Source organism: Pseudomonas corni (assembly GCF_057128765.1).
The window spans coordinates 201,779-221,563 of the sequence record NZ_JBSKHW010000011.1; the positions used below are offsets into that span (position 1 = coordinate 201,779).

Sequence of the window (19,785 nt, forward strand, 5' to 3'; positions counted from 1 at the left end):
CTCCGTCATTTGAGTTTTTTGTTCACATCGACCAGCAACAGCTGGATGTCTTTGCGCCGACCGGCGTCGGCAATCTCGCGACCTGGGCGGGGCGCGGCCTGCAACGCTTTGTTCAGCGCTTCTTTGGCTTGAGCATAGTGGCCCTGACGAAACAGATGGTCACCCCAAAAATACAGCGGATCGATGCCGTCGGGATTAATTTTCAGGGCTTGTTCGAGCAGCGTCTGCGCCTTGTCGGCGTCACCGAAACCAATGGGCCAACCCGGCACTCGGTCATACAGTGCGGCCAGGCTCGCATAGGCTGAGCCCTGCAAGGCATTGGGGTCCAGCGCCAGGGCTTTTTCCAGATCGGCTTTGGATTGCTTGACCTTGCTCAAGGCGCCGAGGCCACCTTGCGCACCAGCCCAACTGCTGGTGACGATGCCGTTCCAGATCCAGGCTTCAGCCACAGCGGGGCGATCCTGAGTAAACGCCGAGGACTGCACCGCCAGTTTTTCGAATGCGGGGACCCGCTGATCCTCGGGCAGTTGATACTGAATGCGCGCCCAATCCTGCTGGATGGCCGTCAGCCGCTGCTGATCCGGTGCATCCAGAGCCCAGAGCGGCAGGCTGATCATACACAGCAGTGTCAATAGAATCGTTCTCATGGTTTGGGCTTCTCTTCGAGTGTCCGGGCGCTGAGTCGGCGAATCAGCGGTAGGTGCTTGCGTAAACCTCGGTCAACCAGCGTCGGCAGGACGCTGTTGAGGCTGACGAAAAAGCGTTCCGGCCATCCCAGGTAAAGCTCTCGGCGATTACCGGCAATAGCGTGGACGACGGCTGCGGCAACCTGCTGCGGGTCGTCCTCATTGCTTTTGAGGGCGGTGTTGAGTGCTCGCGCAGCGGGGCCATTCATTGTGGTGCGAGTGGCACGCGGCGCCACGTAAAGCACACCGATCCGAGTGTCGGCCAGCTCGCGCCGTAGTGCCTCGGAAAACCCGCGAAGGGCGAATTTGCTGGCGCAATAAGCCGCATAACCGGCGTAGCCGATCGATCCGTAGGTAGAGCCGACATTGACGACCATGGCGCTATCGACCAGACGCAGCATCGGCAACATCAGGCGGGTAAGGTGAATGGGCGCGTGCAAGTTGATATTGAGCATCCCATCGATTTCGCTGGCTGGCAGTTGTTCGAGCATGGAGAAGTGATTCGTGCCGGCGGCGTTGATCAGCATATTGACGCCCTGCATCGCTTGCGCCGACATCAATACATGCTGGCGGCCTTCATGGGTGGTCAGGTCCGCCTGTACCCAGTGCAGCAAATGCGGGTATTGGGCCTGCAACGCCAGCAGCGGCTCGCGGTGCCGGGAAACCGCCAGCACCTCGGCGCCTTCGCTGCATAGCGCTCTTGCGATGGCGATGCCGATCCCGCCGCTGGCGCCGGTCAGCACCACGCGCGCTTCAGACAGACGCATGATTGGATTCCTTCGGCGCCTGGGCCGCGGCGTCGGGCAGCTGACGGAACATCTCGGTGTACAGCGCATACACCACTTTCGTCGCTTTGATGACCGCGGCCTGATCCGCCGGGTCCTGAAGTTGGTCCATCAGTTTGCGGTAGGTCTCCATGTGGCCGACATCCAGACTGCCGTGGGAATTCAGATAACTGAATGCGCTGGCGGGCAGGTCAAGACGCTGCTGAATGCTGCCGGCGGCATGAGTGGCCAACGCGATGCTGGTGCCTTCCAGCACATTGACCATGCCGAACAAACCCACCGGATTGCCGCGGGCGATCAGGTCATACAGGTACGCCACCATCAGCTCGATAGGCAGGCCAGGTGTACCATCGCGAACCGCGTCGGCGTTCGCGCCACACGCTCGCAAGTCATTGAGAATCCACTGTTCGTGACCGTATTCATCCTCAATGTATTCGCACACGGCGCCGCGCAGCCACTCCAGTCGGGTAGGCAAGCGCGCACCGCAGGCCATCATCAGCGGCACCGTATGCTGGACGTGGTAGTAGGCCTGTGTCAGGAAAGCCTGATAACTGTCCAGGGTGACCTGGCCGAACAGAGCGCGGTGGATGATAGGCAGATTGAATAAGGTTTCACGCTCGTTGCGTGTGGCATCTTGCAGCGTCTGAAAAAAGCTCATGATGTGAGAACTCTGGTTTGGGAGGATTCGCAAAAGTGATGCCGGAAGTGCGCCAGAATGGCGTCGCGGCGCGGTCGGCCGTTAGCGGTTGCCATGCCGTTTGCGGTGGTGAACGGATGTTCCAGACGGGTCCAGCCATGGACCCGGGCGTAGTCGGGCAGCGCGTGATTGGCCTGTGCCACGGCGGCGGCTATTTGCAGGTCAGTGGTGTCCGGGCGCAGCGGCCACAGCAATGCATGGTTGTGCGCCATGGCTTCGCCGTAGACAAATGCCTGGCCGATGATGCCGCGCTGGGTGAGCTCCGCTTCGACCCACTCGGGATTGACGTTGCGACCGAAGCTGGTGACGAACTGGTGCTTTTTTCGGCCCTTGAGATAGAGGTAGCCGTCCTCGTCGAATTCACCCAGGTCGCCGCTGGGCCACCACTCAGGCGCTGCATGGCTGTCGCCCAGATAACCCAGCATCAGCGCACCGCTTATCAGCACCTCGCCATCGTCTGCCAGCCTGACTTGCAGATGGGGCAGCGGTTTGCCAACGCTTCCAGGACGACTGGCTTCGGGTCGATTGAGCGCTACCACCGACGCGCATTCGGACAGGCCATACCCTTCGTACACCGGGATGCCGAGTGCTTCAGCCCGCAGCAGCAATTCCACGCTGACTTTGGCACCGCCAACCGCGACGAAGCTGAGCCCTTGCGCGTCGAACGCTCCGATCTCGCAAGCCGATACCAGCACCAACAGCAATTGCGGCACCAGGATCATGCTGTCAGGGCGGCGGATTTTCAGGCAATTGAGCAGGCGGGGCAGGTCGACGCCGGTGGCGCCCTGAATGCCCAAGGTCCGCTGACTGACGAGGCTCAGCGTCGCACCGGCATACAGCGCGGCATAACAACCGATGTTCTCCAGCAGTATCGCCATGGGCAGAATGGACAAATGATGACGCGGGCGTTTAGCCCGGCTGGCCTGGTACAGCGCTTGTGCCACGATCAGCATGCTGTCGGCGCTTAGGCAAACACCTTTTGGCGTGCCGGTGGTGCCGGATGTGAACGTCAGTTTTGCGGTGTTCGCCGGCATAGGGTGGGACGTGTCGGTTGTTCGGCACCAGAACCCTGAGCGGTGCGTGAATCCTGCGGTTTGGAATTCGCTTTCGTGTCCAGGTTGCGCAATGACCAGATCCGCCTGAGTCTGGTCAAGGCAATGGCGTCGTTGTTCGGCACTGAAAAACGGTGGCAAGATCAGGCACGCCAGTCCCTGGAAAAGTATCGCCAGATCCCAGACCAGCGCATCTGGACCGTTGTCCATCGCCAGCGCGACCACCTTGGCATCCATATCCCGGAGCAGCTGTTGGCGCAGCTCGATTTCTGCATCCAGCTCGGCGTAGGTCAGGCGCAACTCCTCTCCCCACAGCGCGCAAGTATGAGGGTTTTCAAGCGCCATATTCGCCAGATGCAGACGGAACGCATGCAGTTCACGCGACATGGCAGCATTGCTCCAGACTGAGCGGCAAGCCGAATCGTTCGAACAGCCCGGATCGGCTCAGGTGCTCAAAACCTGAGCGTACATCCCCGACATGCACGTGGGGTTGCGTGTCGTAATAGCTACCCCATGTGTGACGATCATCACCAAGACGCAGCGGATCGGCAGGGCCGAGAGTGACCGGACGCAACCCCAGGCGGTTGAAGCTGTTGACCAGGCCGGCGTTGCCAGTAAAGGAAACCCACTCCAGTCCACCCATGGCAAGAAGCCAGGTGACGGTGATGATGCTCAGCCGTGCGCTGCCAATGCTCGACGCCCCCAGATTGCCGACTTCGACGATGGCCTGTCGGTCGACGGATCTGCCGGCCGCACGTTCGACGGCTTGTTCGATAGGCTCGTCGAGATAGCGCTCCAGAAACAAAGACTGATGCGAGGCCTGGCGCACGCCGGCAACTGCGCACAACGAACCGCTGCCATCGTGAAGCCCGAATAGCTCGGGCATGAAGTGGCGTATTTGTGCGTTGTGGGCCTGCTGGAAGCGGTTTTGAATGAATGACTCGAACGCCTCGCGCATTGGCTCGCCAACCAAGGCCCGGTCCAGCACCAGTGCAGGCATGCCGGTGTGACCAAATTGAAGCGGTAAACAGATGTTCCAATCTCGGGCATGCATAGATAAACGCTCCACTCACGAGTAAGTGAAGCCAAAGTAGGGAGCAATTCTTAGGGAAGTCTGAAGGCGGCCAAATGAAATCCGGCACTCTTCAGAAAGCGTTAAGAAACCAGGTGCAAGGTTGCGGCACATTTACTCCAATGGACTGAATTCATGACTTCCGAACCTGGCGCACAGCGTTACGCAAAATTATCCATGACCCTGCATTGGCTCATGCTCGGGTTGTTTGTCGGGGTTTATGCCTGCATCGAACTCAAGGGTATGGTGCCCAGAACCAGCCAGCTCAAGAGCCTGTTTTTGGGGTTGCACGGTGTGTTCGGCCTCTCGATTTTCGTTCTGGTATGGATTCGTTTACTCGGACGACTCAAGCCTGCCCCGTCAATCTCGCCGCCATTGCCGTTCTGGCAGAAAGCGCTTTCCCGACTGGTTCACGTGGCGCTTTACGCGCTGATGATCGCAACACCGTTGTTGGCGTGGCTTATGTTGTCGGCCGGCGGTAAACCGATACCCTATTTCGGGATATTCCTGCCCTCACCACTGACCCTGGACCCCTCGCTGGCGCGGCAATTGAAGGGCTGGCATGAATGGGTGGGCAATGCTGGTTATTGGCTGATTGGACTGCACGCTGTAGCAGCGCTCTTTCACCATTACGTCTTGGGCGATAACACGCTGATGCGAATGTTGCCTGGGCGAAGTCGGCGGGTGAGTGCGCTGAAAGCGACCAGTAAGTGATTCATCATGTTTTCGGTATTTTCATTTTCGTCTGACCAATTTTTTACATAACGAACGTGATCATTGATCGCCGTAGTTGGCATTGGCTCACCCGCAATAACTTTTCTTTCAGGTAAATAAAAATGAATAAACTGCCGCAGATCACGCTTGCGTTCTGGGTGATGAAAATATGCGCCACCACATTGGGCGAAACCGCAGGCGATCTATTGTCTATGACACTGGACGTCGGTTATGCAGTGAGTTCATTGATACTGATCAGCGTCTTCGCAGCTTCGCTCCTTGGCCAACTGGCTTCGAGACGTTATCACCCAGCGCTTTACTGGTTTGTGATTCTGTCGACCAGCACCGCTGGCACTACTATGTCGGACTTCATGGACAGAACGTTGGGCCTGGGATATGCGGCAGGTTCCGCGATTCTCATTGCAATACTGCTCGCTATCTTTACTGCCTGGTTCTGGAGTGAGAAATCCCTGTCCGTCAGCCGGATCACCAGCCGCAAGGCCGAACTCTTCTATTGGTTCGCCATATTGTTCTCAAATACATTGGGAACAGCGCTCGGCGACTTCCTGGCAGATGATTCAGGCTTAGGGTTCATGGGCGGCGCGTTACTTGTCGGCAGTGCAATTGCGATTGTGGCCGTGCTGCATTACACGACTAAACTTTCTTCCGTGATGTTGTTCTGGATCGCTTTCGTATTGACGCGGCCCTTTGGTGCAACGCTGGGCGATGTCCTCACCAAACCTTACGCTAAAGGGGGGTTGGATTTCGGTACGGTAGGTTCCTCACTGGTGTTGCTGGTGATACTTCTGGTACTGGTTGCGGCGGCCACAGCCTTTAACCGCAAACGTGACCCCTCTTTCGAACAACTGCCCGACAGTTGAAACTCCTTAGGAATGTCAGGGCCGTCGGATGAAAAAGCTCATATTAAACAGTGCTGACGAAGCCATCAGGATTAATGCATCCGATGGCGCCGAACTTAAGTACTGGTCAAAAAAATTCGGAGTAAATAAAGATGACATCAGGCGTGCGGTGAAGGAGGTCGGTGACTCTCTCAGTGCGGTTAAAGATTACTTTGATCGAAAAGCGAAATAGTGTGACCGCGCGTCCAGTCCATTCCCTTGAATTGGGTGCCCACTCATAGTCCAGGCTGTTTCTTAAACAGTCATGCATCCAATCGGTGGTGTACTGTCTATCCATTGCGGTGCAACTGGCTGGTCGTCCATTTATTTCACGAAAATTTCACGAATAAACCTCACTTGGAAGCATGGCCTGTTAGTCTGAGCTTGCCTACTCAGGCAGGGAGAACGTGAATGGACAATCGCAGGCGCAGTCAAGGCACTGATGATATTAGAATAAATATTCAGGACAGCAGTGAACTGAAGTTCTGGGCTGATAAGTTCAGCGTATCCAAAGATGCAGTCCGGTGCGCAGTGAGTGAAGTCGGGGATTCATTGACCGACGTGCAACGACAACTCCAGCTCCAGCCTTCGCATCACGCGTAAGAATAACGCCCGGCTAAACGCCGGGCTTTGCATTTGAGCTCGCTAAAATTTCCGTCAGTGCGGCCGATACAACGGTATGAACTCTTATCGTTTCAATGCCAGCGATCTCTCTTATGCCTAAACAGTCCCCGTCCACAGTCGGCTTTGGTCCCCGTCGCTTAGGCGTGACGATCATCCGCGCGTCACTCTTCAAGTTCGTCGGTCTACTGACCGGCGTGTTTTTGCTCACGGGATACCTGCTTATCTACCTTGCCCACGACCTGGACCGGAACGAGGAGGTTGAGAGCGCCTTTTACACCAGTAAGGCGGTGCAGGCGCTGGAAAAATCCATCAGCGCTACGGTCAAGGATTATGCGTTTTGGGGCGACGCCTACAAACATCTGCATAGCGCCGTGGACACTGACTGGGCATACGTTCGGCAGAACGTCGGACCCACGCTTTATGCAGATTTTGGATTTCAGGGAATATTCGTCGTCGACGATGCTGATAAGACGGTGTACGCCGTCATCAACGGCGAATTGAAGTCCGTTGACGCTTCCAGTTGGCTAAAACAATCTCTATCGAGCGTATTAAGTAAGGCCCGAGCGGGCGCGGATGCAGAAACCCCCACAACCCTTTTCGTCAACATTGATGGCCTGCCAGCCCTGGTCGGTGCCGCAGCGATTACCCCAGGGACCGACCCTACGGTAGTACAAGATGATCGGCAGCCATCGGTATTGATTTTCGTCGACATCCTCGAAGCCTCCAGGCTTGAAACGCTGGGCAAGGATTACGGGGTAGATCAGTTGGGAGTCGCCACCGCAGACCAACTGCTCGGTAGCTCTCTCTTCCCTCTGGGCGAAAACGGAGTTGCCGGAAGCTTGCACTGGAATCCGCCCAAGCCGGGCGAACGCTTGCTTGGGCTTGGATTGCCGTTGGTGGGTATTGCCGCGCTGCTGGTCTGTCTGATGGCGTGGGCGATATTACGCCGCACGACGGCCAGTGCGCAGGCGCTCGATGCCAGTTACCAGTCGTTGCAAACCAGCCAGTGCGCGCTTGCGATCAGCGAAGCGCGCTTTCGCGATGTGGTAGAAGCCAGTTCAGATTGGGTCTGGGAGATCGACCACCAAGGGCGTTTTACCTACTTGTCCGAGCGCTTCGAGGATGTGACGGGACTCTCGACACATGCCTGGATTGGCGCATCAATGGATGACTTGCTGTCTACCGAGCTGGGTACGGTATCCCAGTGGCTGAGCATCCCCAATCGTCGCCCGGACATCAGCGTGCAGTGCTGCTTTGTCGACACCAAAGGTCAGCACCGTATTACTCGTCTCTCAGCCCGAGCAATGGCCGATCAAGGGTTTCGGGGTACCGCGACGGATGTCACAGAGGAGGTCGAGTCCCGTCGGCGCATTGAGTTCTTGTCCCAGCATGACTCCCTCACAGGCCTGCCCAACAGAACTCGTCTCAGAGAGTTTCTTGATGGAAAACTCAAAACCCAGCCAACAGCCGAGCAGCCGCTGGTCATGCTTAGCCTGGACCTGGATCGATTCAAACCGGTCAATGACCTGCTCGGGCACGCGGCGGGAGACATTGTCTTGAACGAAATTTCCAGTCGTCTGGGCGAGCGTATTCGTCATGGGGATCTGGTAGCACGTATCGGCGGTGATGAATTCGTGCTGATTCTGACCGACGTGAGTTGTCAGGAAGAGGTGGAAATGTTGTGCCAACGGCTTATCGAATCGATCGAGCGGCCCATTCAGATCGGCGAGCAGGAAGTGTTCATCAGTGCCAGCATTGGCATCGCAATGGCGCCAACCGATGCCAGCGAGGCCACCGAGTTGCTGCGTTACGCAGATATCGCACTGTATGAGGCCAAGTCGGGCGGCCGTAATACCTGGCGTTTCTATGCCGGGGACATGAACTCGAAAATCGTCGAGCGCCGCCGTCTGGAAAGTGACCTGCGTTTTGCAATCAAACACGGCGAACTGCGCCTGCATTTCCAGCCACGCTTTCGAATTTCCGACGGAAAAATGGTGGGCGCTGAAGCTTTAGTGCGCTGGCAGCACCCGGAGCGTGGTCTGATTGCCCCTGACACCTTCATCCCGATTGCTGAAGAAACAGGATTGATTCTGGCTTTGAGCAATTGGGTTATGCAGACCGCCTTTGAATATGCGTCTGGTTGGCCGGAACAGCTTTTTGTCTCAGTAAACCTTTCTCCCAGCGAATTCAAACGCGGCAATTTAGTGGAGCGCGTGCAGCGAGCCCTGCAGGCGTCCGGGATCGCACCTGGTCGTGTGGAGCTTGAAATTACCGAAAGTGTAATGCTGGATGATGCATCCGGCGCTCTGGAGATCATGCGAACATTAAAACGGCTGGGCGTGCGCATTGCCATGGATGACTTTGGCACTGGATATTCGTCATTGAGCTATCTGCGCACATTCCCATTCGACGGGTTGAAGATCGATCGAAGCTTTTTATCCCGACTGGGCGCAACAGAAGAGGACAGATCCATTATTGAAGCCATCGTCGGCTTGGGACATGCCCTCTCACTCACTGTGACTGCCGAAGGTATCGAAACCCAGGAGCACCTGGCGATGTTGAAGTCCGTGTTGTGCGATGAAGGCCAAGGTTACTTTCTCAGTCGCCCGTTGGACTTTGATGGCTTCAGCGCTCTGGTTCGAGTAACGGAGGGTGTCGTGGCCTCCGGCAACGTCTGATCGAAAGATACGAGGGACCCCGGCGAGATATTGGATAGGGCTGCGCGCCCCGTGACGTGCATTCCTGTGGCAGCACGCATGGAAGCAACCCGCAGCCCGGAGCGGTGACTGCAGGTTGCAACGCTCACGGCTCAACCGCGACAACCGCCAACTCTTACGCGTTGATGAACTCAAGCAACGCCGCATTGACTGCTCCTGCGCTGACGGTACACATGCCGTGGGCCGCCCCCGGGATAATTTTAAGCTGAGCTTTGGGGATGATTTTCGACGACAGATTTCCGGAGACACCGATGGGCACGATCTGGTCGTCATCGCCTTGCAGCACCAGCGCCGGGATGTCGAATTTTTTCAGGTCGGCGGTGAAGTCGGTTTCGGAGAACTGCTTGATGCACTCGTACTGACCCTGAATTCCACCCTGCATGCCTTGCAGCCAGAACGCATCGATCACTCCCTGATCGGGCTTCACGCTGGGGCGGTTGAAGCCATAGAACGGGATCGCCAGGTTCTTGTAAAACGCCGACCGGTTGTTGGACACGCCGCTACGGATGTCGTCGAAAACTGACTGCGGGATGCCGTTGGGGTTGCTGGCGGTCTTGATCATCAAGGGTGGGACCGCGCTGATCAGTACCGCCTTGGCCAGGCGTTTGGTGCCATGGCGACCGATGTAGCGGGCGACTTCCCCGCCGCCAGTGGAATGGCCGATCAGGATCGCTTGCTTAAGATTGAGCTTTTCGATGAGCGTCGACAGGTCGTCAGCATAAGTGTCCATGTCATTGCCAGTCCAGGTTTGCCCGGAGCGACCGTGGCTGCGACGATCGTGGGCGATCACCCGAAAACCGTGGTTGGCCAGAAACAGCATCTGACTGTCCCAGGCATCGCTGGTCAACGGCCATCCGTGCGACAGGACGATGGGCTGGCCGCTGCCCCAGTCTTTGTAGAAGATTCGTGTGCCGTCGGCCGTTACCACGGTTGAAGAGCCATTATCGGCGCCGTGGTGAGTCGTCGAAATGCTGGATTTGGGCGTCTTGGTCTCCGCTGCCAGCGCGGTGCCGGAAAACGCAGCCGCAGCCGCGACGCCGCTGGCGGTCACCAGAAAGTCGCGGCGAGAATGTTGCTCGTTCGAGGGAGAAGTCTGAGTCATTTCATGCTCCGCAAAGGGTGGGTGGATCGGAAAGAAGGCGGGGGATAAAGCGGTGGTGTCAGCCGGGGGATCGCAGTGCGGCCGAAACGCTCTGCGGCTGCGCCAGGTTGGCGCACACTGCCTGGCTGTCGACCATGGTCGCTTCCTCGGCGGCAATCAGGGGCGGCAGCGCATCACGCAGGAAGTCGATCCAGGTTTTAGTTTTCGCATCGACGAACTTGCGCGAGGGGTAGAGCGCAAAAAAGCTCAGCGATTTCATGCGGTAGTCCGGCAGCACGCGCACCAGCGTCCCTTGCGCCAGGCCCTCAATCGCGGCATACACCGGCTGCACGCCGATGCCCATGCCGTTGACGATGGCGGTAGTCATGGCGTCTGAGGTGTTCACGTTGAAAAACGAACTGTTGATCACCAGTGTTTCTTCGCCATCGGGGCCTTGTAATGCCCACTTTTCGGAAGGCGCCATCGGGCTGACCAATTTCAGGCAGTGATGGAGGTGAAGGGCCGAAGGGCTGCTCGGCGTACCGTGTCGTCGCAGGTACTCGGGGGAAGCGCACAGGATGCTGTAGGTTGATCCGATACACTGCGAGAAGAAGTTCGAGTCGGCCAGTTTGTCAGCGATCATTACGGACACATCGTAGTGCTCGCCAATCATGTCCGGGATCTTGTCGGTGATGGTGACATCGAACGACACCTCAGGGAACGTGCGCTGGTAAGCGGCGATGGCCTTGATGACGTAGTGCGAGCCCAGACAGGACATCGCGTGTACTTTCAGATTACCGATGGGCCGGGTGTGTGCTCGGGCGGCTTCGCACTCGGCGTCATGGATTTCGGCAAGGATTTGTTCGCAATGCTCATAGTAACGGGCGCCGGCTGAAGTGAGCGAGACCCTGCGCGTGGTTCGGTTGAGCAATCGGGTTTGCAGTATTTCCTCAAGCCTGGACACCGCTCTGGATATATTGGGTGTCGACGTATCCAGTTGCGTGGCGACTGCTTTGAAGCTATGGGCTCTGACCACAGATACGAAAATACGCATCATCTGTAACTTGTCCATCATGGCTGACCACCGACTAATGGAATGAGTTTAAGCAGCGGATTGCCTGGGTACTGGCGACGCAAGACTTAGCGTTCTTTCAAGTCCTAAGTTGCTGTGGTGTAGAGCAGTGATTTAATTAAGACAGTCAGTCTACTCAAAACCCTCGCAGATGATGAAGTTGATTTTGTTATACCTTCGTATAGCGCGAATATGCTTAGGGACGAGTGTCTGTAAATGGCCTGAAGTTTAAGATGCGCTTGTATTTGACGTTTTCGGACTCAACTAACGCTATGCACAATGGGGCCGCACTGTGAGCAATGGATCTTCTTTCGGGCACAAGGTTTATCGCATTGGTTTAAGCGGAGATGTGGAATATGGGTTGTTGCCGGGCCTGCTCAGCCGTCTTCGTCAGGAGGCCCCGGGTGCTACGTTCATCGTTCGTCGGCTAGAGCATGATCAACTGGTGGCAGATTTACGCTCTGGCGAGATATCAGTAGGCCTGGGTTACAGCAGGGAAATGCCCAAAGATGCCCATCGGGTGTATTTGCGAAGCCTGCAGTTGAGGCTGATCCGCAGTGATCGCTGCCCCGATGACTTGGGGCTGGAGGAGTATTGCCGACGCCCGCATGCGCAAGTGTTGTATTCAGGGGATGTGAGCAGTTACATCGACAGTGAGCTTGAGCGGTTGGGACGCAGTCGCCGGATTGATATTTCGCTGTCGCAGTTCAGTAGTCTTCCTCTATTGATGGCCAATACCGATTTGCTGGCCACGGTGCCTGATTACGTCGCCGATAGTCTGGCGGCGTATGGTGGCCTGCGGGTTCAGCCTTTGCCGTTGAAGTTGCCAACCATCGAACTTTCCATGACTTGGGATCGATCCTGCGATGATCGGCCACAGGAGCAATGGTTGAGGTCCCGTCTGAAGATGCTGTTGCAAGATCAGGACGATTACGCCAAATAAGTAACGGGCAACCGGTGGTGCAAGCCCTATACTCGGAGCATCAATCGACGACCGCTGGTCATCAGCGGGACGACGTAGTTTTCTTTATTGATCAGGCACGGTTTTATGAGTAACGCCAATCACTGGCTTAAGTATCTGACTGCCGAAGGGATTATCCTGGCGCAGACCCGGGTGGCCGGTGATTGGGGTGTGCATATCAATCACCGGGACGCGACCTTCTTTCATCTGATGATCAAAGGAACTGCGTTCATTAGCACCGAAGGCCTGGACCCTGTTGAGTTGATGTCTGGCGACATCGTGTTATTGACCCGAGGGTCGGCCCATCAGTTACGTCACTCGCTGAACAGCGAAGTGGTGCCATTGATTGAGTTCTTGCAGAACAACAACGGCGTATTTAGCACCGAGCCTGAGGCTGCAAATGTCATCTGTGGCTCGTTCGGCATTGATCGCTACATGGTGCTCCCGGCGCTCAAATCGCTGCCGCCGGTGCTGCACTTCAAGGCCAACGCTTGCAGCGACGATTCGCAGGTAGCGGCCACCCTCAATCAGCTGCGCAAAGAGCTTGAGTATTCGGGCCTCGGCAGCCAGATCATCGTGCGCCACCTACTCTCCACCTTGTTCATTTATATCTTGAGAGAGTGGGCGGATACGGCGCCGGCGAAGATGGGCAGCTGGTTTTTCGCCATGCAAAGCCCCCATGTAGCAAGGGCGCTGGCCTGCATTCATGAACACCCCGGCAAACAATGGAGCTTGAGCCGTCTGGCGCAAGAGGCGGGGCTTTCCCGGGCAGCGTTCGCCAAACAGTTCCGCCTTTCGGTGGGCGAGCCGCCCCACAGTTACCTGACCCGCTGGCGCATGGGGATTGCTGCGCAGTTGCTTGAACATACCGAGCTGAGCCTGGCCGAAGTCGCAGGCAAAGTGGGTTACACCTCCGAGTACTCGTTCAGTCGGGCGTTCAAGCAGGCCAGGGGCATGTCGCCCACTCGGGACCGGGCACAAAAACGCCTTGAGAAAATCGCCTGAAGCTAGCGCGCCAATGCCGTTTCGATACAGGCAATCAGCACGCTGGCGTCGAACGGTTTTGCCAGAAAACACACCGCACCTCGCCCCAGTGCCCGCTGTGCAATAGTGGGTTCCGGATACGCCGTGACAAAGATAATCGGCAATGTGCTGCCTTGCTCAAGAAGTTGGTGCTGCAAGTCGGTGCCGCTTAATCCGGGCATCTGTACATCGGTAATCAAACAGTCGGACTGCGCCTGGCACCCCGAAGCAATAAAGGCATTGGCAGAACTGAACACCAGGCTTTCCATGCCCATGGAACGGACCAGACTGCTAATGGCGTTTCGAACTGATTCATCGTCGTCCACGATTGATACAGTTTTAACTGGAGACACAGTGATCACCTGTTGTTCAGGATGAATCCCATGAGTGTGCTGTCATCCTGTCTGCTGGTTACCTTACAAGCAATGGATGCGCTGAAAAACTATACCCGGGTATACGCTCTTTAAACCAGATTCAAGTCATTGCCCATCTTCACCAATTCTGCGAACGATCTGGCACCCATTTTAATCATTGCACTACGCCGATGTGTTTTTACGGTGATCTCGCGCAAGTCGAGTTCAGCGGCAATGTTTTTATTCATCAGGCCGTTAACGGCCAACGTCATTATTTGTCGTTCACGGGTGGTAAGTTTTGCGTAGCGTTCTTCAAGTTTCAGGTGCGCATGCGAACTTTCCCGGGACAACCGGCTGCTGGTCAAGGCACTGGCCACGGCATCCAGCAGGTCCTGTTCGCGAAACGGCTTGGGCAGGAAGTCCAGCGCGCCGGCCTTCATGGCGCGCACGGTCATCGCAATGTCGCCGTGCCCGCTCATGAAAATGATCGGCAGCTTGTCTTTCAGGTCCGACAGTTGAAGTTGCAGGTCCAGGCCGCTGATCCCTTGCAGGCGCACGTCCAGCACCAGACAGCTGGGCACTTCCGGCAGATCATGTTTCAGCAATTCTTCGGCCGAGGAAAAGCTCTGTACGTGAACGCCAACGGAGCGAAACAGACTTTCCAGTGCGCCTCGCAGTGAGTCGTCATCGTCAATCACATAGACGATGGGCTGATGCGTTTCAACGGCGGCCAGCGGGCTTAAACTGTTCATCGCGCACCTGTGACCGGTAAGGAAATCTGAATGAGGGCCCCTGGGCAATCGATTCTGTTCTGCGCCCCAATCTCACCGGCGTGGGACTCTATGATCGATTTGCAGATTGACAGTCCCAGACCCAAGCCTTCGCGTTTGGTGGTGAAAAACGCGTCGAACAGATGCGGCAGTTGATCTGGAGGAAAACCTGGGCCGGTATCGATGAGGGTCATGAGCGCCCGACCGTTCTGGCGACGGGTGCGAATGATGATTTCCCGAGGGCGCGCCGTTGCACCGTTGATGGCCTGCACCGAATTGATGATCAGGTTGATCACCACCTGCTGTAACTGCACGCGGTCACCTGTGATTTCGATAGGGCAGGGATCGAGGTCACGCACCAGCGAGATGTTTTTTCGTGCCAGCTCGCGGGTAAGCAGAGCCAGTGATTCATCGACCGTCGCGTTGAGGTCAAGGGAAGCGTGAACGGCGTCGCTTTTGCGAGACAGCGCGCGAATCCGGCGAATCACCTCGCTGGCTCGCCTGGAGTCGCTGATCATTTTGGCAACCGCCTGACTGGCCTCGACTATGTCGGGCGTATCGCGTTCAAGCCAGCGCAAACTGGCGGCGCCGTAGGTAGATATGGCGGCAAGCGGCTGATTGATTTCATGGGCGATGGAGGCCATCAGCTCCCCCAACATGGTGATGCGGGTGGCGTGAGCCAGTTGTGCCTGGGACTGGCTGAGCGCTTCTTCGGCCTGCCTGAATGCCGTGATGTCGTTGCTGGCCGAGATGATCGCCCTTGCCACGCCCCTGGCGTCACGGCGTACAGTCCAGCGACTGGAGACGTGGAGCTTGACGCCGTCGCGCCGGTCGTAGACTTCCTCACCTTCCCAGCGATCCGAGTGCAGCAATTGCGGTGATAACGGCCTGCGTGACGATTGTCCGTCGGTGCTCAACAGGCTGTAGCAGGTTTGCCCCAGAGCCTCTGCGCTTGACCAGCCGAACAGTGTGCAGGCGCCCTGATTCCAGTGGGTAATCCGGTACTCCATGTCGCGCACGATAATGGCGTCGTGGGTTTGCTCAAGGATGCGGATCTGGTCAGCAAGGCTCACCGCTGCCGCTTGATGGCGCAGTACCAGGAAAGTGGCAATTGCGATGGTGATGATGCTCGTCAGGCAGTGCATCCAGGCTGCACCGGATTTTGCGGTTTGAGCTTGATCTGCGTTGAGATCGGCCGCGAACGTCAGGGCGATGCACAGACAACCCAGAATCAAGATGGCGCTTCGGGACAAAACGTTGGTGGCCATGAACAGGACCAGTACGTAGAGCACGGCGATGGTGATGTGCAAAGTCGTGAGGTAATCGAGCAGGCAGATAACGCAGATGCTCAACATGATGGCGACGACATGCAGTGATTTTTTCGAGTCGTCTCTGGCACCGATTGATTGACTTGTCATTACGGTTTCCTAGGCCACGCAAGCATGCAGTGTCGGCAACTCATGGTTGGCTTCGTCCGAGGGCAAGCGGCCGGTAAGCCGCGATCCAGACAGGTCAGAGCTTAGGCGGCCGTCAAAAGTGAAGCAATGGCAGAAAGTCTTGGAAAAATAACCAATCGTCTCAATCGGAGCTGTTATCCGCAGCGCATCATGAAACGTTCATCGCCCTGGCCAAGATATCCATTGGCGTAGTCCGGCTATACAAAGGCATAGCTGGTTGCGACGGGACAAGCGCTCCATAGTCGGCATCAACATGCGTGCCGTTATCGACTACAAGGAGCGGTCGTGGATGACCAGTCGCTCGATCTTTTTGGCTGTTGTCGCCGTTGTCGTTGCCTGCTCGTTATCGGGTTGTGTGTACCCGCCTTCGATCAACGTGATCGGTGCTTATTTTCCGGACTGGCTGTTCTGCTGGGTGGCGGGGGTGCTAGCGACGCTGCTTTTTCATGGGCTGTTCATCGGCTTGAATCTGGGACGTTTCATCCCGTCGCCGCCGCTGACCTATTCGCTGCTGACAGCCTTTTTTTCGCTCGGTGTCTGGTTGTTGTTTTTCCCCTCTTGAACCCGGAACGGTGTCATGTCCGATAGTCTTTCTGCGCGGTGGTTAAAACGAATGCTATTGCTGGGGCTGCTAGTCGCAACGGCGCTGCTATTGGTGCTGGTAATAGTGCGGCTGGACCAGCGGCCTCGCACTGATGACGCCTACGCCTATGCCGATACGATCAATGTCACGCCTCAGGTCAACGGCAACATCATCGATTTGGCGGTGCGCGAGAATCAGCAGGTGAACGAAGGCCAGGTGCTATTTCGCATCGATCCCCGGGCCTACGAGCATGTATTGGCACAACAGAAAGCTGCTCTGATTGCCCTTGATCAACAGATCGTTCTGACCCAGCGTTCGGTGGACGCGCAACGCCTGAGCGCCGAGGCCTCGCGTGCGGGAGTCGACCGGGCGCGGGCTATTGCCAAGCAGACCGGCGATACCCTGCGACGCAATCAGGCCCTGATGCCCAAAGGTTTTGTATCTGCCGAGGCGCTGGATCAACTGGGCACTGCCGAACGCAGCGCCAGGGCCGATCTCACCGTTTCGCAACTGCAGGCGCGGCAGGCGTTCGCCGGCATCAGCGGAGTGGATGCGCTGGTGGCGCAGCGGGAGGTGATAGCCGCGCAAATCGCCAGTGCCGAGCTGAACCTGGAATACACCGTGGTGCGCGCACCCTTCGCCGGCAAGGTGGTCGGCCTCACCAGCGCCGTGGGGCAATACGCGTCAGCCGGCCATCCGCTGTTCAACCTGATCGACAGCCGACACTGGTACGTCGTGGCGAACTTTCGCGAGACAGAGCTGGACAGCATCCGGCCTGGGGCAGCGAGTACGGTGTATCTGATGGCGGACACTGGCCGAACCTTCAGCGGCACCGTGGCCTCGATTGGTTATGGCGTGTATCCCGACGACGGCGGTGCCGAGGTCAATGGCCTGCCCAAGGTGGCGCGCTCGATCAATTGGGTTCGGGTTTCCCAGCGCTTTCCAGTGCGCATCTTGATCGACGCGCCGGGGCCTGAGCTATTTCGTATTGGCGCGTCTGCCGTGGCGGTGATCAACACCGGGCAGGCTGAGTAGTCATGTCTGCCGCTGCTAAGTCGGGCCATAAACCGGGGCGTCTGTCGCTGATCGGCTTTTTGCGCCACGAACTGGCGCCGTTCCCCGGCAGGCTCAATCCAGTGCTGCGCACCTTGGTTTCCTGCACGCTGGTCATCGTGATTTCCATGACCCTGCAAATCCCGTTTCTGGCGCTATCGCTGATCATGGTGTTCTTCATCACCCAAGCCAACGCTGCGGTGACGCGGATGGTAGGCATGATGTTCGTGATAGGCATTCCAGTGAGCACGGCCATCGGTGCGTTGCTGCTCAAATACACCTTTGGTTATCCGTTGATTCGGATCGTCGCGGCGAGCGCAATATTCTGCGGCTGCATGTTTTTCCTGCGGGTCAGCCGCTTCAGCCTGGCATTTTTTGTGATCGGTTTCGTTACCATCTACGTGCAAAGCCTGGTGGATTTGATGCCAGATCCCGAGGCTTTGCTGCGTATCAATCTGTGGGTCGGCGCGGCCACGCTGTACGCCGTGATCATCACGCTGCTGGTGAACACGTTCTTCCTGCCGATTGAACCTGTTGCGCAACTGAACGCGTTGATGCAACTGCAAGTGGCGCGTGTCCGACGGCAATTGCAGAGCAGGGCGGTGATCGCTCCAGAAGAGGTGCAGAAAGCGGTCCTGGGGCTGCACAAGCTGTTCAGGTTCTCATCAGTGCGCGACACAGATTACGTTCGTTACGGTGCGTATTATCAGGCGTGCATCACTGCAATTTGCAGGCTTCTGATTGCCGGTGCCAATCTTCCTGTCGATGCCACTTTCACCGCGCTTGAGCAGGCAGTTTTGCGGGACAACCTCATTGCATTGGACCGCGCGATAGCCGATCGACAAACCTTCCTCGCCGAGGGTCTGGACTCATTGTCCACTGACGTACCGGCGCTGCACGAGATGCGCTGCGCTCTGCTCGATCTGTCGCGAACCCAGGCAGTCGCCGACTCGGAGCGCAGGCCAGCCAAAGAACCGTTCATGGTGGCCGACGCCCTGACCAACCCCAAGTACCTGAAGTTTGTACTCAAAACCTTCTTCGCGACGTTGCTCTGCTACGTGTTTTACAACGGCGTGGACTGGCCGGGTATCCACACGATCATGCTGACCAGCGTCATCACCTCGCTGCCTAACCTGGGGGCGTCGTCACAGAAGGGCGTGCTCAGGGTCGGCGGATGTCTGGCTGGCGCGGCGCTGTCAGTGTTTGCCATGGTGTTCGTGGTGCCGCAGCTGGAAACGCTATTTGGCCTGTTGCTGATGAGTCTGTCGGTGGTCGCGTTGTCCGCGTGGATCTGCGCCGGCTCCGACAAGATTTCCTACGCCGGTACCCAGATCATTTTCTGCTTCGCCCTGGCGCTGCTCGAAGACTTCGGGCCGGTTTACGACCTGACGATCATCCGCGACCGATTAATTGGCATCGTACTGGGCGTGGTGATCACTACAGCGATTCAGACGTTCATCTGGCCGGAGCAGGAAGACGGGGTATTGATCAAGAAGCTCGCCACGCTGTTGCAAAATATCGCCAGCCTGTTAAAGCTCGCGCCGTCGCCCACTACTTCGCTGATGACCCTCGGTTGCTGGAATCAGGTGGCCGATTGCGAGGCGATGTCGGTACGTGTGCAATTCGAGCCTGGTGTTACGGGAAAGGTAATCAATTTGCCGCTTCAGGCTCGGGAAATTCTGCTGAGATCCCGAAGGTTGATCCTGATTGCCCACGACCTCGCTGCCGCCAAAGCGCTGATGGCTAAAGACTCAAGGCGCGTGGAGGACGCTTTGCTTGATCAGGCTGTGGGTTGCCTACAGTTTTATGCCGAGCAGCTTGACGGTGCCGAATCTGTGGAGGATCGATCTTTTTACGTCTTGACCGGAAACCTACGGGCGCAACTTATGGAGCTACAAAAAACCGCACGGGCCGTCGATGAACTCAATGTATTGAGTAGTATTGAGAAATTGATATTTCAACTGGAAAACTTACCTGCGCTCGAGGGTTAATCATTCACAGCTCTGAACTGTTACGTCTACGCTCCCACGTCATTGCTTAATAGCAGTCACTATCTTTTGGTATGTCCCAAATAGGCTTAGGTATAGTCGCCAGCCAAGTTAGGCACCGTTAGGATGGTTTTATCGTTGTTTGTCAGATAACACTTTTTTCAATACTTAGCCCCAGCATTTCAATTCAAAATGGGA

Annotated in this window: 20 protein-coding genes; 10 read left to right on the forward strand and 10 right to left on the reverse strand. The window is 56.8% G+C overall.

Annotated features, from left to right (window positions below):
• Positions 1-5: 5 nt before the first annotated feature.
• The 5 genes from ACWKV9_RS18150 to ACWKV9_RS18170 are packed head-to-tail and all read right to left on the reverse strand — an operon-like array spanning position 6 to position 4,274.
• Positions 6-647, reverse strand: coding sequence for a tetratricopeptide repeat protein (locus ACWKV9_RS18150; RefSeq protein ID WP_483837510.1), 642 nt, complete (start codon positions 645-647; stop codon positions 6-8).
• Positions 644-1,453 carry an SDR family oxidoreductase gene (locus ACWKV9_RS18155; protein ID WP_483837511.1) on the reverse strand — a complete coding sequence of 270 codons (810 nt, stop codon included), beginning with the start codon at positions 1,451-1,453 and terminating at the stop codon, positions 644-646. Before ACWKV9_RS18155 ends, ACWKV9_RS18150 begins: the two co-directional genes overlap by 4 nt.
• A complete protein-coding gene (locus ACWKV9_RS18160; protein WP_483837512.1) occupies positions 1,440-2,129 on the reverse strand; it encodes an iron-containing redox enzyme family protein in 690 nt (229 codons plus the stop codon). The genes ACWKV9_RS18155 and ACWKV9_RS18160 overlap by 14 nt, the downstream gene beginning before the upstream one ends.
• Complete coding sequence (locus tag ACWKV9_RS18165; RefSeq protein WP_483837513.1) at positions 2,126-3,607, reverse strand: AMP-binding protein; 1,482 nt, start codon at positions 3,605-3,607, stop codon at positions 2,126-2,128. Before ACWKV9_RS18165 ends, ACWKV9_RS18160 begins: the two co-directional genes overlap by 4 nt.
• On the reverse strand, positions 3,597-4,274 hold the full coding sequence (locus ACWKV9_RS18170) for a thermostable hemolysin (protein WP_483837514.1): 678 nt from the start codon (positions 4,272-4,274) through the stop codon (positions 3,597-3,599). Before ACWKV9_RS18170 ends, ACWKV9_RS18165 begins: the two co-directional genes overlap by 11 nt.
• Positions 4,275-4,427: 153 nt before the next feature.
• Between ACWKV9_RS18170 and ACWKV9_RS18175 the strand changes: the two genes are divergently transcribed.
• The 5 genes from ACWKV9_RS18175 (at position 4,428) to ACWKV9_RS18195 (ending at position 9,207) form a co-directional block, all read left to right on the forward strand.
• Positions 4,428-5,006: a cytochrome b gene (locus ACWKV9_RS18175; RefSeq protein ID WP_483837515.1), complete on the forward strand. Its 579-nt coding sequence runs from the start codon at positions 4,428-4,430 to the stop codon at positions 5,004-5,006.
• Positions 5,007-5,128: 122 nt separating this feature from the next.
• Positions 5,129-5,887 (forward strand): COG4705 family protein, encoded by a 759-nt coding sequence (locus ACWKV9_RS18180; RefSeq protein WP_483837516.1) that lies wholly within the window; start codon positions 5,129-5,131, stop codon positions 5,885-5,887.
• Positions 5,888-5,915: 28 nt separating this feature from the next.
• A complete protein-coding gene (locus ACWKV9_RS18185) occupies positions 5,916-6,098 on the forward strand; it encodes a DUF3606 domain-containing protein (protein WP_483837517.1) in 183 nt (60 codons plus the stop codon).
• A 218-nt stretch (positions 6,099-6,316) separates the two neighbouring features.
• Complete coding sequence (locus ACWKV9_RS18190) at positions 6,317-6,508, forward strand: DUF3606 domain-containing protein (protein ID WP_483837518.1); 192 nt, start codon at positions 6,317-6,319, stop codon at positions 6,506-6,508.
• A 113-nt stretch (positions 6,509-6,621) separates the two neighbouring features.
• Entirely contained in the window at positions 6,622-9,207 is a 2,586-nt protein-coding gene (locus tag ACWKV9_RS18195; RefSeq protein WP_483837519.1) for a bifunctional diguanylate cyclase/phosphodiesterase, read from the forward strand.
• Between the two features lie 154 nt (positions 9,208-9,361).
• On the opposite strand, the gene ACWKV9_RS18200 is transcribed toward ACWKV9_RS18195, so the two are convergent.
• Both ACWKV9_RS18200 and ACWKV9_RS18205 read right to left on the reverse strand, forming a co-directional pair.
• Positions 9,362-10,348: an alpha/beta fold hydrolase gene (locus ACWKV9_RS18200; protein WP_483837520.1), complete on the reverse strand. Its 987-nt coding sequence runs from the start codon at positions 10,346-10,348 to the stop codon at positions 9,362-9,364.
• A 58-nt stretch (positions 10,349-10,406) separates the two neighbouring features.
• Positions 10,407-11,399 (reverse strand): LysR family transcriptional regulator, encoded by a 993-nt coding sequence (locus ACWKV9_RS18205; RefSeq protein WP_483837547.1) that lies wholly within the window; start codon positions 11,397-11,399, stop codon positions 10,407-10,409.
• Positions 11,400-11,691: 292 nt separating this feature from the next.
• Between ACWKV9_RS18205 and ACWKV9_RS18210 the strand changes: the two genes are divergently transcribed.
• Both ACWKV9_RS18210 and ACWKV9_RS18215 read left to right on the forward strand, forming a co-directional pair.
• A complete protein-coding gene (locus ACWKV9_RS18210) occupies positions 11,692-12,342 on the forward strand; it encodes a LysR substrate-binding domain-containing protein (RefSeq protein WP_483837521.1) in 651 nt (216 codons plus the stop codon).
• A gap of 105 nt (positions 12,343-12,447) precedes the next feature.
• Positions 12,448-13,365 (forward strand): AraC family transcriptional regulator, encoded by a 918-nt coding sequence (locus ACWKV9_RS18215; protein WP_483837522.1) that lies wholly within the window; start codon positions 12,448-12,450, stop codon positions 13,363-13,365.
• 2 nt (positions 13,366-13,367) lie between these two features.
• Here the strand turns inward: ACWKV9_RS18215 and ACWKV9_RS18220 are convergent, their stop codons facing one another.
• The 3 genes from ACWKV9_RS18220 to ACWKV9_RS18230 all read right to left on the reverse strand — a co-directional run bounded on the left by ACWKV9_RS18220 (position 13,368) and on the right by ACWKV9_RS18230 (position 15,924).
• On the reverse strand, positions 13,368-13,736 hold the full coding sequence (locus ACWKV9_RS18220; protein WP_483837523.1) for a response regulator transcription factor: 369 nt from the start codon (positions 13,734-13,736) through the stop codon (positions 13,368-13,370).
• A 110-nt stretch (positions 13,737-13,846) separates the two neighbouring features.
• Positions 13,847-14,488 (reverse strand): response regulator transcription factor, encoded by a 642-nt coding sequence (locus tag ACWKV9_RS18225; RefSeq protein WP_483837524.1) that lies wholly within the window; start codon positions 14,486-14,488, stop codon positions 13,847-13,849.
• Positions 14,485-15,924 (reverse strand): PAS domain-containing sensor histidine kinase, encoded by a 1,440-nt coding sequence (locus ACWKV9_RS18230; RefSeq protein WP_483837525.1) that lies wholly within the window; start codon positions 15,922-15,924, stop codon positions 14,485-14,487. The genes ACWKV9_RS18225 and ACWKV9_RS18230 overlap by 4 nt, the downstream gene beginning before the upstream one ends.
• A 292-nt stretch (positions 15,925-16,216) precedes the next feature.
• Here ACWKV9_RS18230 and ACWKV9_RS18235 point away from each other — a divergent pair, with 292 nt between their 5' ends.
• The 3 genes from ACWKV9_RS18235 to ACWKV9_RS18245 are packed head-to-tail and all read left to right on the forward strand — an operon-like array spanning position 16,217 to position 19,590.
• Positions 16,217-16,525 carry a YtcA family lipoprotein gene (locus ACWKV9_RS18235; RefSeq protein WP_483837526.1) on the forward strand — a complete coding sequence of 103 codons (309 nt, stop codon included), beginning with the start codon at positions 16,217-16,219 and terminating at the stop codon, positions 16,523-16,525.
• A 15-nt stretch (positions 16,526-16,540) separates the two neighbouring features.
• Positions 16,541-17,581, forward strand: a complete 1,041-nt coding sequence (gene mdtN, locus ACWKV9_RS18240; protein WP_483837527.1) for a multidrug transporter subunit MdtN — start codon at positions 16,541-16,543, stop codon at positions 17,579-17,581.
• A gap of 2 nt (positions 17,582-17,583) precedes the next feature.
• Positions 17,584-19,590, forward strand: coding sequence for an FUSC family protein (locus ACWKV9_RS18245; RefSeq protein ID WP_483837528.1), 2,007 nt, complete (start codon positions 17,584-17,586; stop codon positions 19,588-19,590).
• The last annotated feature ends 195 nt before the right edge of the window (positions 19,591-19,785 follow it).